The organism is Methanosarcina sp. UBA289 (assembly GCA_002496565.1).
In the GTDB taxonomy this organism is placed as follows: domain Archaea; phylum Halobacteriota; class Methanosarcinia; order Methanosarcinales; family Methanosarcinaceae; genus Methanosarcina.
On sequence record DAKJ01000018.1, the window covers coordinates 135,057 to 149,553 of the forward strand.

At 35.6% G+C, this 14,497-nt stretch carries 12 protein-coding genes; 8 read left to right on the plus strand and 4 right to left on the minus strand.

Going from position 1 to position 14,497, the window contains the following annotated elements; translation table 11 throughout:
• Positions 1-247 precede the first annotated feature (247 nt).
• Positions 248-2,221 (plus strand): hypothetical protein, encoded by a 1,974-nt coding sequence (locus BP549_RS08505; RefSeq protein ID WP_292379794.1) that lies wholly within the window; start codon positions 248-250, stop codon positions 2,219-2,221.
• 252 nt (positions 2,222-2,473) lie between these two features.
• On the opposite strand, the gene BP549_RS08510 is transcribed toward BP549_RS08505, so the two are convergent.
• The 3 genes from BP549_RS08510 to BP549_RS08520 form a co-directional block, all read right to left on the minus strand.
• Positions 2,474-3,793: a flippase gene (locus BP549_RS08510; protein ID WP_292379797.1), complete on the minus strand. Its 1,320-nt coding sequence runs from the start codon at positions 3,791-3,793 to the stop codon at positions 2,474-2,476.
• A gap of 591 nt (positions 3,794-4,384) precedes the next feature.
• The gene (locus BP549_RS08515; protein WP_292379800.1) at positions 4,385-5,239 is read right to left on the minus strand and encodes a CPBP family intramembrane glutamic endopeptidase; all 855 of its coding nucleotides are present in this window, start codon (positions 5,237-5,239) and stop codon (positions 4,385-4,387) included.
• Positions 5,240-5,998: 759 nt separating this feature from the next.
• Positions 5,999-6,268, minus strand: a complete 270-nt coding sequence (locus BP549_RS08520; RefSeq protein ID WP_292373433.1) for a DUF2551 domain-containing protein — start codon at positions 6,266-6,268, stop codon at positions 5,999-6,001.
• Positions 6,269-6,966: 698 nt separating this feature from the next.
• Between BP549_RS08520 and BP549_RS08525 the strand changes: the two genes are divergently transcribed.
• The 7 genes from BP549_RS08525 (at position 6,967) to BP549_RS08555 (ending at position 13,796) form a co-directional block, all read left to right on the plus strand.
• On the plus strand, positions 6,967-7,542 hold the full coding sequence (locus BP549_RS08525; RefSeq protein WP_292379802.1) for a 4'-phosphopantetheinyl transferase family protein: 576 nt from the start codon (positions 6,967-6,969) through the stop codon (positions 7,540-7,542).
• 329 nt (positions 7,543-7,871) lie between these two features.
• Positions 7,872-8,117 carry an acyl carrier protein gene (locus BP549_RS08530; protein ID WP_292379803.1) on the plus strand — a complete coding sequence of 82 codons (246 nt, stop codon included), beginning with the start codon at positions 7,872-7,874 and terminating at the stop codon, positions 8,115-8,117.
• Positions 8,118-8,123: 6 nt separating this feature from the next.
• Entirely contained in the window at positions 8,124-9,602 is a 1,479-nt protein-coding gene (locus tag BP549_RS08535; protein ID WP_292379805.1) for a class I adenylate-forming enzyme family protein, read from the plus strand.
• Positions 9,583-10,620: a hypothetical protein gene (locus BP549_RS08540; RefSeq protein WP_292379807.1), complete on the plus strand. Its 1,038-nt coding sequence runs from the start codon at positions 9,583-9,585 to the stop codon at positions 10,618-10,620. Before BP549_RS08535 ends, BP549_RS08540 begins: the two co-directional genes overlap by 20 nt.
• Before the next feature lie 91 nt (positions 10,621-10,711).
• Positions 10,712-11,704 carry an NAD(+) synthase gene (nadE, locus tag BP549_RS08545; protein WP_292379808.1) on the plus strand — a complete coding sequence of 331 codons (993 nt, stop codon included), beginning with the start codon at positions 10,712-10,714 and terminating at the stop codon, positions 11,702-11,704.
• Between the two features lie 158 nt (positions 11,705-11,862).
• Positions 11,863-12,996 carry a DUF362 domain-containing protein gene (locus BP549_RS08550; protein WP_292379811.1) on the plus strand — a complete coding sequence of 378 codons (1,134 nt, stop codon included), beginning with the start codon at positions 11,863-11,865 and terminating at the stop codon, positions 12,994-12,996.
• Between the two features lie 245 nt (positions 12,997-13,241).
• Positions 13,242-13,796, plus strand: a complete 555-nt coding sequence (locus BP549_RS08555; protein ID WP_394339073.1) for an acyltransferase — start codon at positions 13,242-13,244, stop codon at positions 13,794-13,796.
• 10 nt (positions 13,797-13,806) lie between these two features.
• Here the strand turns inward: BP549_RS08555 and BP549_RS08560 are convergent, their stop codons facing one another.
• Positions 13,807-14,391, minus strand: a complete 585-nt coding sequence (locus tag BP549_RS08560) for a metal-dependent hydrolase (RefSeq protein ID WP_292379817.1) — start codon at positions 14,389-14,391, stop codon at positions 13,807-13,809.
• Positions 14,392-14,497 lie beyond the last annotated feature (106 nt).

Genomic DNA, 14,497 nt, shown 5'->3' on the forward strand with positions numbered 1-14,497 from the left:
GTTCGAGAGATAGGTTAATTGTTGTCCCGGAATAATACTCAGGAAAGAAAATTCTTTTACCAGAGACCAATGAGAAGCTCCTTATTTACACCAGTTTCAGGCAATGAAGGTTATTATGAAACCAGGTATACAGTGGAACAGTAGTTAACAACGAAATTTGGATATTAAGCAAATTTTACTGAAAATTAGGCATACTACTCTAATGAATTGATTCTGATCATTTAATAAACGATAAGGGGAATTTTTGATGTTATTTATAGAGATCGCGCCAATAATCATATTATTGACTTTGATTATTTCGGCATTAATTGCGGTCAAAATTAAAATTTCAAGCTTCTCCACTATTGATGTAATTTTTGCGATTCTTGGGACGATATTAGGACTAATAATAACCTTCTTGAATTTGATCTATAGCAATAATTACCTTATCACAATAGGACCTCTTGTTACAATTGCATCTCTTCTGCATCTAAAATATCGAAGCAAATTGTTAGCCAATAGCATAGACCTAAATATGTACCTTAATAATCGGGCACTGAAAATTATCCAAACTATTTACTGGGTTTGTATTTTAATAGCATTAATAAGCTACTATCAAGCAAAACCCTACCACCGTCCTGCAATATTCTTTTTCAGTATATCACTCGCTGTCAGTTCATTAGGACTGGAAATTCTGTCGCGCACCTATGAAAAAGACATTCAACTCTATGCTTTGATTTCGAAAATACTTATACTATCACTTATTCTTAGATTCAGTGCTTATTTTATATCACCCTATCCGGTTGGTTCCGATCCATGGAGACACGCAGATTTGATAAAAGGAATCTCCATTTACGGGACTATTTATTTACCCCAGATAAGTGAATATTATAGTAATTATCCTTTGATGCACCTCTATGCATCCATCTCAGGCCTTATTGGAAACCTGACTACAAAAGATGCAATGTTTATCATAGGAATGGTTCTTACAATTAGTACTATTTTTATATATATAATTGTTAAAAAAATTACAAATAGTATTCCTCTTGCATTGTTTTCAATGTTACTCATAAATTTTTCAGATTTCCATATCCAATGGAGCATTCAAATAATAGCTATGAGTTTTGGAATTGCAATATACGCGATGACAATCTATCTTTTAATTGAGCAAAATGAGAAAATAACCCCAATATATAAAATATTAACAATTTTAGCTATATGTATCATAACTTGGACTCATACAGTGTCATCATTTATTTGTATAGTATCACTAATTTCGTTATACATAGGATCTTTCATTTATGAGCGTTTATATGCAAATAAATGCAATTATGCCAAACTAAGAGTAAATACTACTCTTTTTACATTTTTTTTATTAATATTGACCTGTCACTGGACGGATCCAAAATATCCTTTTTTAAAAGGAATAACAACAGTACTGATCAACTCATTATCAATGGACGCTGATTTCTTGGGAAGGGGACCAGTCTCGAATGTAGGAGACTCCTGGTTCTCGATCCTTGATATCCTTGGTTTTCTTATTTTGATCTTTTTTGGAGTTATTGGAAGCCTGCACAGTTTATCAAAAGAACATCAAACTAAAACTAAAGTCTCTTTAATCTTCATGCTTGTTGTACTCTTTTCAATCTTTTTTATATTTCCTGTGATGGGGATCCGTAATATATTACCATATAGATGGCCGGCTTTTATATACACGACTTTTGTATTGTTTTCCGGAATTGGAATATTCAAAATTAGCACCATTTTTAAATATAGACATCACAAAGTTGTTTTTATCTCGATGCTGCTAATACTATTTTCATTTTTCATGATAACGAACTCTGTTACAGATATGGATTCACCCGTTTACGGAAAAAATCTCAACCAAAAAATGATTTGGACTGAATCTGAAATGGAAATGTTTGCAAATATTAATAGTTCTTCCGATGATATCATTGTCTCAGATTTACAGACAACTGAGAATATATTCATAACATACTTGAAGAGAGATAACGTAGCGACGTATTTACTAACCCCGAGAGGAGTTTTAGATTGGGAGTATATGGGAAACAAAGTATTAACTTGGAGAAAAACAAGTTTAAACAGACCTGTGCAGGTTAAACCTTATGAAAGTCCAGATATGCTACTTGGATCTGATTTTAAACATAAACTCGACAATAACTATCATGCGATATATAACAGTGGAGAAGCTAAAGAGTACTTAGGAGTTAATAATAGATAAATTTCAACAGATATAGTTTTTAGAGCTGACTTCGTGTAGCATCAACGTAGATTTAGTATTTTCATTATTCAATATATAAATAATTGATAAGTTGAGATACTAAAAGATACACGAACTTTTTGGTTAAAATCACAAAGAAGTTATCTGTTAATTAATCTCTTGCATGAATGCTATCTATAACAGATACACTAACGTTATATTTTATATTATTTTTATGATCTGTTGTAAAAACGGAAAAATTCTTTAGATTCCTCATTTAACCAAAGGTGTATGGTAGGACTTAATATTACTGTCAGGTATTCCCAAGTATTTTTTAGACGTATATTTATTTACAAAATACATATTTGTCAAAGTTGTGAACACCAATGAAGCAGATGTGGCACATGCAGCTCCAATAAGGCCAAATTTTGAAATTAATATAACATTCAGGATTGTATTCAATCCTGCACATATGACACTTATCTTAAATATAATCTGAACTTTTCCAATACTTGCAAGACAAGTTCCTATAGATACATACGCTGCATAGATAGAATATCCTATTAACAGTATCAACAAAGGAGGATATGCAGGAATAAACTCATCTGTGAATATTATTCTGATTAAAGTCTTACCAAAAATAATCATTATTAAATCGATAAATAATATAATAAAGACAACTTTGGTCACTGTTTCTTTTATTAGACTCCTTATGCTCTCGATATCTCTTTTTCCGTAAAATGTCGCGATCAAAGGTGTTGTTACTCTCTGAATTGCATCTGGAATTAGCGTTAATCCTTGGATAAATATGATAGCAACCGCATAATATCCAACATCTGTTGCATTCATAAAATAACCAATCATTAAGCTGTCAATCTCTGTGCTAATAATTCCGATGGAGTTTGTAAGGACAACATAGAATCCAAACAAAGAAAACTCTTTGAGAATCTTATTCGCAAACTTTTGAGTTACCTTGAGGTAATTTCGGATAAATATAGGAGAGACCAAACCCACCAGTATTGTGGGAATAACAAAGCCAAGTACTGCACCCCTAACATTCATATCCAGTGAATGTACAAAAAAGACGGTAAAAATGAGTATAGATATACTCTGGGTAATGTTCATAATGGCGTACCGTTTCATATCCATCAGGCCATTTAAACTCCCGATGACAGCTTTCTGAACGGCTATAAATGGAAAGCAGAGTGCTGTAAATTTTAAAAGATTTATCATAGAAGGATTGTGGAAGAATAGAGTAGAGATTATATTGGACAAAATGTATAAAAATAAGCCCATAACAGATCCGCTTACTATGGATCCAAGAATTCCTGCTGAAATAAATTCTTTTATCTCTGAAAGGTTATCGCGATATTCAGCAATGTATTTGGTTAGAGCTGAACCAATCCCGAATCCTGCAAACTGCATGCCAAGCATGTAAATAGTAAAGATCAATGTATAAATACCAAGTCCTGATGGCCCTATCTCCTTACCAAGCATAATTCTTAGCATTAGATGTATAAAAGAAGCTGTGATAAGACTGATGAGCGACCACTGAAAATTCTTCATGGTTTTATTTAATTTCAGCTGGAACATAGATTTAACCTTGAAAAGTTAAAAAATAATCCTTTGAAAGTTTATACATATAATCGCTCAACGGGTAAAAAAACTTAACTCTGTTGGTTCAACTATTTTCCCTTATTATAGATGCTTCTTATGGAGGTCATAGTTTTATTGAAGAATAATTATTTCAACCCACATAAAACAACAAATATCCAAAAACAGTTTTCAGGCTTTCTTCTTCCGTGAGTTAATTTTGTAATGTCAAGTAAAAAAACTACAGATAACTATCCAACCAAAGGATAAATACAATGGAAAAATTCCCATATTTAAAGAGCTTTTTAGAAACTCCTGCCAGAGATTTGACTCTGAAAGCACGTATTTAAAACTTAGAAGTAAACCCAACTCGACTAAAGCTAAATAATAATATTCAGGAAGATAACATTTAGTGCCTATTAATGTTGTACTATATGACGATGTATTGTATGATATTATGGTTGTATGCATCAGATCCCAGCTTTATAAATAAAAATTTATTGAATTATAAACTTTTAACGTTACTTCTTTTGATTTTATTAATCATTAGTTGACTTCCAGAGCACTTATTTTTTCAAATTTAAGACCATATTAGAATAAAACAAACTCAGACTTTATATGTGGGATGATTCCGAAGGCAAATATATTTATGAAGCCATGCGTCATTGCAATAAGAGGAAGACTTCTTGTTTTTTGGAACAAATATCCAATTAAAAGTCCTACAAAAAAGGCGTAGAAAATTTTATATAGATTTCCGCAACCGGAGTTCATGAGTCCGAAGATTAAGCTTGCAAAGATCAGACCACTCCAAGATCCATAGATTTCCTCAAGTCTTGTCTGGAGGATCGACCTGAATATGATTTCTTCTATAACTCCGACAAAGAGGATCATTACGATTGTGAGTTTTAAGATATTTATAATAGAAAGATCTGGGATAAGCTGAGTTGCCGGTATGATAGAGTATTCTATCTGTCCTAAAATGAGGCCAATGAAAATCGAGAGTAAGAAATAACATATTATTTTTTTGGATTTCAGTCCTAGTTGATTATATGTAAATTTCTGATTAATTGCAAGAATGGTTATAGGAATTATCATTGAAGCATAAATAAATACAAAGGAGAGAAGGATGACTTCAGAGAAGACAGGTATTGAGAAGTTAATAAAACGAAGGATTGGAAGTAGCAACAAAGCTTGACAGACATTGCAGATTTCTTGATCTTTTAAGAATATGGAAATAAGAGATAAAACTGCTAGTATACCCGCATATAAAAATAGCGCATCTTCAATTTTTCCATAGTAAATCAAAAGTTCTGGAAGGAAGATTAGAAGAAGGATAATACTTGTAAAAGCTTTTTTTCTCAGAAATATTGATTTTTTCGGATTTTTTACTTCTGGGTTTTCTACTAATTTTTTAAAAAATTTGACTTCTTCGATACAGGTTGTCAAATTTAGCTTCTCCATAATTTCACCTTAAAGTTAAATGCCCAGATATAAAAGTACATATTACTCTACAAAGGGAATTTTTTGATCTCATTCTTTAAATATCAGAAAACGATAGACGTATTACTGCAAATAAATTAGTATTCAGTTATACATTTACTAAATTTAGATTTTTAGTTATCTGGTGCTCTTATGTTTAGGTACTATTCCAATAACTCCTACAACTTTTTATACTTTTTGCTTCTGTTGTAGGTTGTGGACACCTACCTTGCAGGAATTACCTATGATTTTGAGAATCTTTGTGTTATCTCACGTTCTAGGCTTCTCTTAACACATAAGTACTTGAAAAAGGAAGTTTTCGGACTCTCTTCGTGATAGCTCTCTTTAAAATCAGAGTCCTATTTCGGATATTAGAATAGAATTTATTTGATTGCATGAAAGAAACTACCTAGAATAATTAGATTACTTATATTTCATACATGAGAGTATTTAATATCAGTTAAGAGACTATGTCACTCTTTCCTAAATAAATAAGAGCCAATTAAGTGATGTAGCAAAAATTAGTATGCAATAAGAACAGTGTCTTCTCTGATTAGATTTTGAAAACCTTCAGATTTTCAACCTATTCAGTTTTTACTATAAGTAAATCAGAATATACCAAAGCAAGATTCAAAGCCTTGGTTACTTCATTCTTTTCGCGGTTTCAGTAAAACAGATAAATAATTAGAAAATTATCAACTAAAAACGGATAACAATAAATGTGGCTCAGTAGTTTTCAAGCACGGAGCCGACAATATTTTTATAATTTTCTTTAAGGGAATAGACGTTGTGATCTCCAGTGACATTTATGCTCAGAATCCCGAGCCTTGTGTTCATAAGCCCGACCATAGCCGAGACTCCACGGTAGCTTACTTCAAAATTTCCTTTATCCAGGTAATCGTAAACTTCACCGGTGGTGAACTTGTCTCCGGTCAGGAAGAGATTGAGCACAACCTTGCGTATCCCGTTTTCATCCCTGCCGAGATACTTAATCAATCTCGCTCTTACCCTTTCTTCCGCAGTTTGCAGTTTCGGACACCTCAGTTAATGATTGAATTATATTGATTTAGCATTATATTGCCCACTATTTTTTAGTTATAGAAGACATGCAACCTCATAGTAGGGGCGCTAAGGAACGAATACCCTATATCCTTATCGTTTATATATTTTAGGATTGCTTTTTTGTATTATTTATATAAAATATAAATTTAATATTAATACAGAGTTTTTAGCACACTGTTATCAGTAAAATAATCCACATTCTTTGCAGATTAAAATCCTCTGATCTCAACACCCAAGAAAGTTCGAGAATTGTAAAGTATGTTGAAGAAGTAAGAACTATCCATACTAAATTTAGATATATAAATTTTAGCATAAATGACAGAGGTGTATCATATAGAAAGCTAGAATTCCACCACACCTGAACTATATTTATCAACTCTAGAGTATTTCTCCGACAAGCTTGAGGTGAAAGAAGCAGAAGTTATTCTTGATCTTACCCTTCAATCCCTTGTTTAGCCGATTACCAGTAATTAGAAAAGAAGGAATTTTTATACAAAGATGTAACATAATGTAAGTGGACTGCATGTGCAATGAATATAACATTACCTTCTCCCATCTCCCTTGAGTCTATTCCTTATTTGTGGCAACAGAGTGATGTTCTTATTTTCCTTATTGACCTGGATAATTATGCTATGTTCAATACAAGTTACCTCAATAGGATAGAACTGGAATCTTTCGAGAAGCTACAGACAAATTATGTTAAGAAAAGGTATATTATCTCCAGAACGATTTTAAAACACATTCTACGCAATATTACTAATGAAAGATCCATTTTTGGAATATCCACATATAAAGACAGATATGGGAAGGTCTGCATCCTTAATCACAAAGAGCTGTACATTTGTATATCATATACCGAGAACCTTGCAGCCCTTGCAGTCTCAAAGGTTGAGGTTGGTATTGATATAGAGATTTTGAGAAAGATGGTTCTTAAAAGTAATTTGAAGAACATGAGTATAAAACCTTCACTCAGGGATGAAATCGAAACTGGAACTGATTTTTTAAAAATATGGACTTTGAAAGAAGCCTATTCAAAGTTTTCAAATAAAAACATGCATCTAATTTTTAATAAAGAACTGGATCTCAGCAGTGTTAACCATTCGACTTATTTTTTAGATAAAAAATATATATTCTCCATTGTAACCAATTCGGGTTCGCATATTATTGATATAAATCGCCTTCAAAAAATAGACTGTAACTGGGACTAAAGATTTTCGATAAAAATCTAAAGCTTAAAATTATACATCTATTCTAAGTTTTTCGGTCTTATCTATGTGCATATCAATATCAAATTATCTTGTTAGCATATCGAATATATTTAATAGATAAGGAAAATTGAACTATCCAGTGAATCAGGTACATCAGATTGATTTTACTCAAATCTCGTTTCTGTCAGGGCTTTTGTCAGCCACTAAGTTACTCAAATTATTTATATAGTTGTATTACATAATTACCACTGGAGACTCACGTTATTGTGAGCAGAAATACTTTATTCATGATCATTGGTTCGCTAAACTAAAACAGGGGGTAATTATACATGGAACAGATAAAGAATGACATAGTCAATTACTTGAAGGCTAACTCTTTTATGGACAATAACAGCAGTTTGGAAGATGATGATTCTCTCACTCAAAATGGCATTATAGATTCCATTGGTCTGCTTGAACTTATGGACTATATCTGTGAAAAATATTCTATAGAGATTCCTGAGGATATGCTGACACCGGAAAACTTTGATTCGTTGCAGGGAATTACTAATATGATAACAAAACTGGCGAAGTGAAAATGTATGCGAATTGATGCGTATATCACTGAGTACGCCAGAAAAACTCCTCAAAGTATTGCGTTGGAAGAAGGTAAAAGTTCAATTTCATATAGCTGCCTTGACAATGATATAAATGATATTGCTTCACCTTTAATGGATTTTAACCATTGCCGATTTGCGATACTGGCAGAGTCAGGAATACAGTATATAAAAATTCTTATGGCGGTGTACCGATCGGCTAACATCGCAATCCCTCTACCAATAGAATTTCCTAAATTCAGTCTTGAAAAGATCCTTGATGCTGCCCATGTAAACAATATCATTGCAACCGATACACAATACTCAAGATTTGAAGAGGACTTTTTTGAACGTTTTGGAACTGTAATAGTTATTTCCAGCAACACTTCAGAAGAGGTTTTTCATAAGAAGATTGAAACCGAAAAGAATAATCCAGAACTGAGGCTGGTCCTTTACACTTCAGGCACGACGGGCATCCCAAAAGGAGTCATGTTAAGTGACCGAAATCTGGTAGCAAACGCAGAGTCAATAATAAAGATATTTCGGATAACTTCCAGAGATAAAGGAGCACTGGTAATATCTCCACACCACGCTTTTGGAAATTCTATAATTAACTCCCATCTAATGGCTGGCGGCTCAGTCAGGGTTGGAAATATGAATTTCATAGACTCGGTTTTCAACCTTATAAGGTCAGATGTATCCATATTCTATGGAGTACCCAGTACTTACCGTATACTCCTCAAGTATCCGGAGAGATTCAAAAAGGCCTTTTCAAACGTTAGAACCGCTGCATCGGCAGGTGGAGGAATGGAGCGGACTATTGTAAAAGACATAAGGGAATTAGCTCCAGATCTGGAAATTCTACCGATGTATGGGCAGACTGAAGCTACGGCAAGGCTTGCCTACCTGCCAGCCGAGGACGTGGATGAGTTTGTTGACACTATAGGAAAAGCAATTCCAGGGGTTTTACTTGATGTCTTTGATTCCGAGAACAGGCCAGCAAAAACTAATATCACGGGGGAGCTGGTTGCCGCCGGAGATAATATTATGTTGGGTTACCTGGACGATGAAATCGCCACTAAAAACAGAATTATAAACAGCTGGCTGCATACCGGTGATCTTGCACAGAAGTTACCCAATGGATATATCAGACTACTGGGACGCAGAGATGACCTTATAAAAATTGGCGATCATCGAGTTAACCCAAGAGAAATTGAGAGGAGTATAGAGGAAAATAATGAGGTATTGAAGGTTTTTGTCGTACCTATTCACCATGAACTTATGGGAACTGCAATTAGCCTCATGGTCATACCTACAGCAGAGACAGAAATTGAAAAACTATTTGCGTTCTGTCGAAAGAGCCTTCCAGGCTACTTATACCCAAGAGAAATAATATTCGTCGATCATCTTCCTTTGAGCGAGAACGGGAAAATATCCAATCGATCCATTATAGAGGAATATCACCATGTCAAAGCTAGTATGTAAGAAATGTGTTCTGGACTCCGATATTCCAGGCATACAAATCAATGAGGACACTGGCCTCTGTCATTTTTGTGAAACATATACTCCTCTTACTGTACAGGAAAAGAATGAGTATCTGACAAGAATTGAAGAACTTTTTAATCAATATAGAGGAAAGGGCAACTACGATGTAATTTATGCACTTTCAGGTGGGAAAGATTCGTCATATACGCTTTACAAACTCAAAAAAGACTATCCTTTCCTTAAGATACTGGCTGTACAGTTTGATAATGGATTCACTTCAGAAAACGCAATAAAAAACGCAATAAAAATGTGCAATATCACAGGGTGCGATTATTTCCAGTTGACAATGGATAAGGAAATTCTATATGATACATTCCGAAAAGCTGCGGAATCATACGATGCATTTCCGAAATTCGCCAAATATAGAGCGAGTGACATATGTAACGTTTGCATCACTATCATTAAACAAAAGTTGATAGAGCAGGCTATTCTTCAAAAAGCACCTTTCGTCATATTTGCCTTTACAGCTGGACAATCTCCCAACCCCATAATCAACTTATCGGTAAATTTCATTCAGTGGTCCAGAAGCTTATTTGAGAAACAGCTTCAGAAAATAGGCATCGAAGATAAGGACGAATTATTCCTCCTGAGAAAAGAATTTCTTGAGAACATAGGTGAGAACGTGCCGAGTATTCTGCACCCGTTGTGCCTGTGGGATTACAGTGAAGAGAAAGTGCTTGAGACCCTGCTGGAAATCGGGTGGGAACTTCCGGGAATTAATGACAGCAATTCAACCAACTGTACATTGAATTCCTTTGCTTGTTACAACCATCTTGAGAAATATGGATTTCATCCTTATGCCTTTGACGTAGCAGGGCTTGTCCGAAGCGGGGAAATGTCAAGGGAAGAAGGATTTGAAAAAATTAACCAGGAACTGCCACAGCCATTAATAGAAGAAGCCGCAAGAAAGCTTAAACTGAAAGTAAAGGGCTCACAAAAGTTACTCGTAAAAGTTTGATTTTGAGATAAATAATATGCTGAAATAGTCTACTAAAGCTAATTATAAACTGATCTAATTTTAATAGTTTAATTATTCCGGGGGTAATATAATGCAGGTTGCAGAAGAACTGAGCATGAATATAATAGAAGAGCTCAATGGGAACATTGAGAATATAGCTTTAAAGCTCAGGGGTTTTATTAGAGATCAAGTGAAGGGCTTTAAGAAAAAAGGAGTGGTTATAGGAGTCTCGGGAGGAATTGACTCAGCTGTAGCACTTGCCCTGTGTGTACAGGAACTCGGAAAAGAAAACGTGTATGGACTCATCCTTCCTGAAGAAGAATCATCTCCTTCCAGCAAGATCCTGGGAACAGAAATCTGTAAAAGCCTTGGTGTGTCATATGAGGAAGTTCCCATATCTCCTATCCTGAAATCATTGAATATCTATGATCAGAAGGAACAGCTTATAAAGAGAAACTTCCCTGAGTATGATCCCAAAATACATAAAACATCTCTGGTACTGCCTGACTTCCTTAACCAGGGACTATTAAATGTTCCTTATATTCGGTTGATAAAAGACGGCGAAACCGTTGCTAGATGCAGATTAAGAGCAAATGACTATCTGGAACTGATAGGGCTACAGAATGTCAAGCAAAGATCCAGAATGATAGTTCAATATATGCACGCTGAAAAATTGAACTACGCAGTCTGCGGTACAACTAACAAAACTGAACTGGCCCTTGGCCAGTTTGTTAAATATGGGGACGGGGGCGCAGATCTTGAACCTTTGGCTGACTGCTATAAGATCCAGGTCTATTCTCTGGGGAAGCTGCTCAATGTTAACGAAGAAATAATAAAGCGTCCTCCAAGTGCGGATACATGGAGCAATTACACAACCGACGAGGAGTTCTACTGGCGCATGCCAATTCAGATTCTAGACCAGTTATTGTATGCCCAGGAACACCAATTACCTCTCCAGATAATTGAAAAGAACACAGGAATGTCCAGAGAGAAAATAGAAAAAACTCAGAGGCATATCAATAGAATAAGAGATGCTACGGAATATGTTCGAGCCGTGCCTCCGATTTGCTACATTAACAGGTAAACTTCGCAGATGCCTGTAAATAAATATAGTGGTTAAAATTAGGTTTTGCCTTCAGCAAACACCTGCCTGTAAACTACTAGAAGCCTTTCTACAGGGTACTGCCACAGAATATCATTATGAGAAAAAAACGAACTTAGAACTAACTCAAAAGTGCGATTATGAATACCAGGGTCTCAATTGTTCAATGCCAGGATTACTCGAATGCTAAAGAAAAGATAAAAGAAGCATTGAATTTGATAGGTGGGATTGATAAGATTATAGTTCCTGGCAGCCGTGTGCTTCTCAAACCCAATGTGCTTGCTATCAGACCGCCAGAGGATGCTGTTACCACTCATCCGGCAATAGTATACGCAATGTGCGAACTAGTCTCAGAAGTAGGAGGTATTCCGGTAATAGGCGACGGATCCGGCATTGTAAAACCTGGATCTACTGCCACTTCGCAGGCACTTAAAGAGTCTGGCATTGAGGATGTTGCATCCGATCAAGGAGTTGAGCTTATCAATTTTGAGACCTCAGGTTTTGTTGAAGTTGAGGTTCCAGGCGCAAAGCAGTTTTCTCATTTGCATATCTCAAAAGCTGTACTTGAAGCAGATGTAATAATCTCGCTTCCAAAGCTCAAGACCCATGAACTTACACTTTATACAGGGGCAGTCAAAAATTTCTTCGGCACTGTACCTCAGAAAACCCGAAAACAAGCTCATTTTCTAGAAGATCGCCACCGTTTCGGGGAGGCAGTTGTAGATATATATTCTGTCGTCAAACCCCGGTTTGCAGTTATGGACGGGGTGATTGGAATGGAAGGAAATGGCCCATCCAATGGTATACCTGTTTTTGCAGGCGTGATTATGGCAAGTTATGACTGCGTAGCCCTGGATATTGTAGCCTCTGAGCTTATAGGAATCGATCCTTTGAAGGTCCCTACAAATATAGCTGCACTTGAAAGAGGCTTCGGAACCAAGCATCCCGAAATTATAGGGACACCTCTGGAAAAGGTAAAGGTCAGGTTCAAAACCCCTGAAGGCGGAATCACGGCTTACATACCAGCTTTTCTTATGAAAATCATGCGAAAGCAGTTAGCTGTAAGGCCCATAATTAACGCTTCAAAATGTGCACTTTGCAAAGCCTGCTTTTCGAATTGCTCGGCGCATGCCATTGAAGAAATAGACAGAACACTCAAAATTAACGAGGAAAAATGTATTCACTGTTATTGCTGCCGCGAACTTTGCCCTAACGATGCGATAGAAATAAAAAAATCACTGCTTATGGAGCTTGTAAGTAGAAGCAAAAGTTAATGGGAGGTTGCAGTTAACAGAAGAGTTGTCTAAAAGTCTATTTATCAAGCATCCCGGAAATAAGCGTATTCGGCAGAATATCATGTTAAAATTAATTAAGCATTAACTGTATAAGTTAATTTAGTAAATAAAACGCCAATGGAAAAATAATTCTAAAACAATTTAATAGAAAAAATAGTAGAAAAAGATTTGATAGAATAGTACAAAAATTTGATATAAATCATGTAAAACAATTTGATAGGTAAATGGGGGGTATTAGTATGACTACCGTAGTGTCTAATAGAGATCAGGTAACTTTTTGCGAAATTGCGGATCATTACCACAGTAACAAACTTCTATTTGGCATTAAATACTTTAAGAACTGGATTTTGGAAAGACTTGCCTCAAGCATTCCTGTTCCTTCTTGGAGAGCTAAATTACATAGGATGCGGGGTGTAAATATTGGGAAAAATGTATATGTCGGTTATGACGTAGTTTTTGATAGAATACATCCAGAATTAATTACGGTAGGAGATTATTCTGAAATCGGGGATAGGTGCATCTTATCTGCACATACGAGAGGAAGTTTGACTACCAGACAGGCATATCCGAGAACTATGTCTCCCATAAAAATAGGACGTGGAGTCTCTGTGAATCCGGGATGTATAATCACACAGGGGGTTGAGATAGGGGATAACTCAATAATAGGCATCGGATCCGTAGTTAACCATGACATTTCTCCAAATAGTCTTGCTCTGGGTTATCCTGCCAAAGTAGTTAAAAAACTTGAAGGTGTAGGTGAACTTCAAACCCAATTTTAAATTTTTATAGTTATTTTTCTAGTTTGTATCTTAGTTCAAAACCGTATTTACTCAGGGCAAAAAGTGCCATCATTATTACTAAGCAAATGAAAAAGACAGATATAAAAGATGCTGTCAGGTAGTGGAAGATCCCAGTTCCCCGAAAACTTACGTCCATCATTGAAAATAGACTGACTTTGTTTTCATATAACGGATAAAGGTATTCGCAGCCGCCTTCGCTGATATCATCCAGCAATAGGTGAGAAGAAAACGCAGCCTCTGCAAGAAGTCCGAGATACATTGCCCTACCAGACTCTCTGTATTTAACATATCCTGCAATAATCCCAAACAGGACTGCGGGAAGACTGAATAAAAGCGAATGTGTTGGAATCGGGCCGGCCCAGCAATGCTCCATAGTACCGTTTACTAGCAGGCTGTGAATGACCACAATGTCCGGAAATAAAGAACATATACCACCTACGAACAACAGGAATAGTAAATGCGTTGAACTCTTAAGAGAGAGCTCTCCTCGAAAAAGCGATCTGGCAGCAGCATAGACAGCTACTGCACTGATACATAGTACGAAAAATAACACGTGTACAACCGGGTAGGGCATAAGGAAACACTTATAATTTCTAAAGGTAAAGATGGTTTTAAAGTTATATCCGAGTTGACCCTCAAACTATTTAATATTTTTTAAGAGTAGAAGGAGGGGAATATTT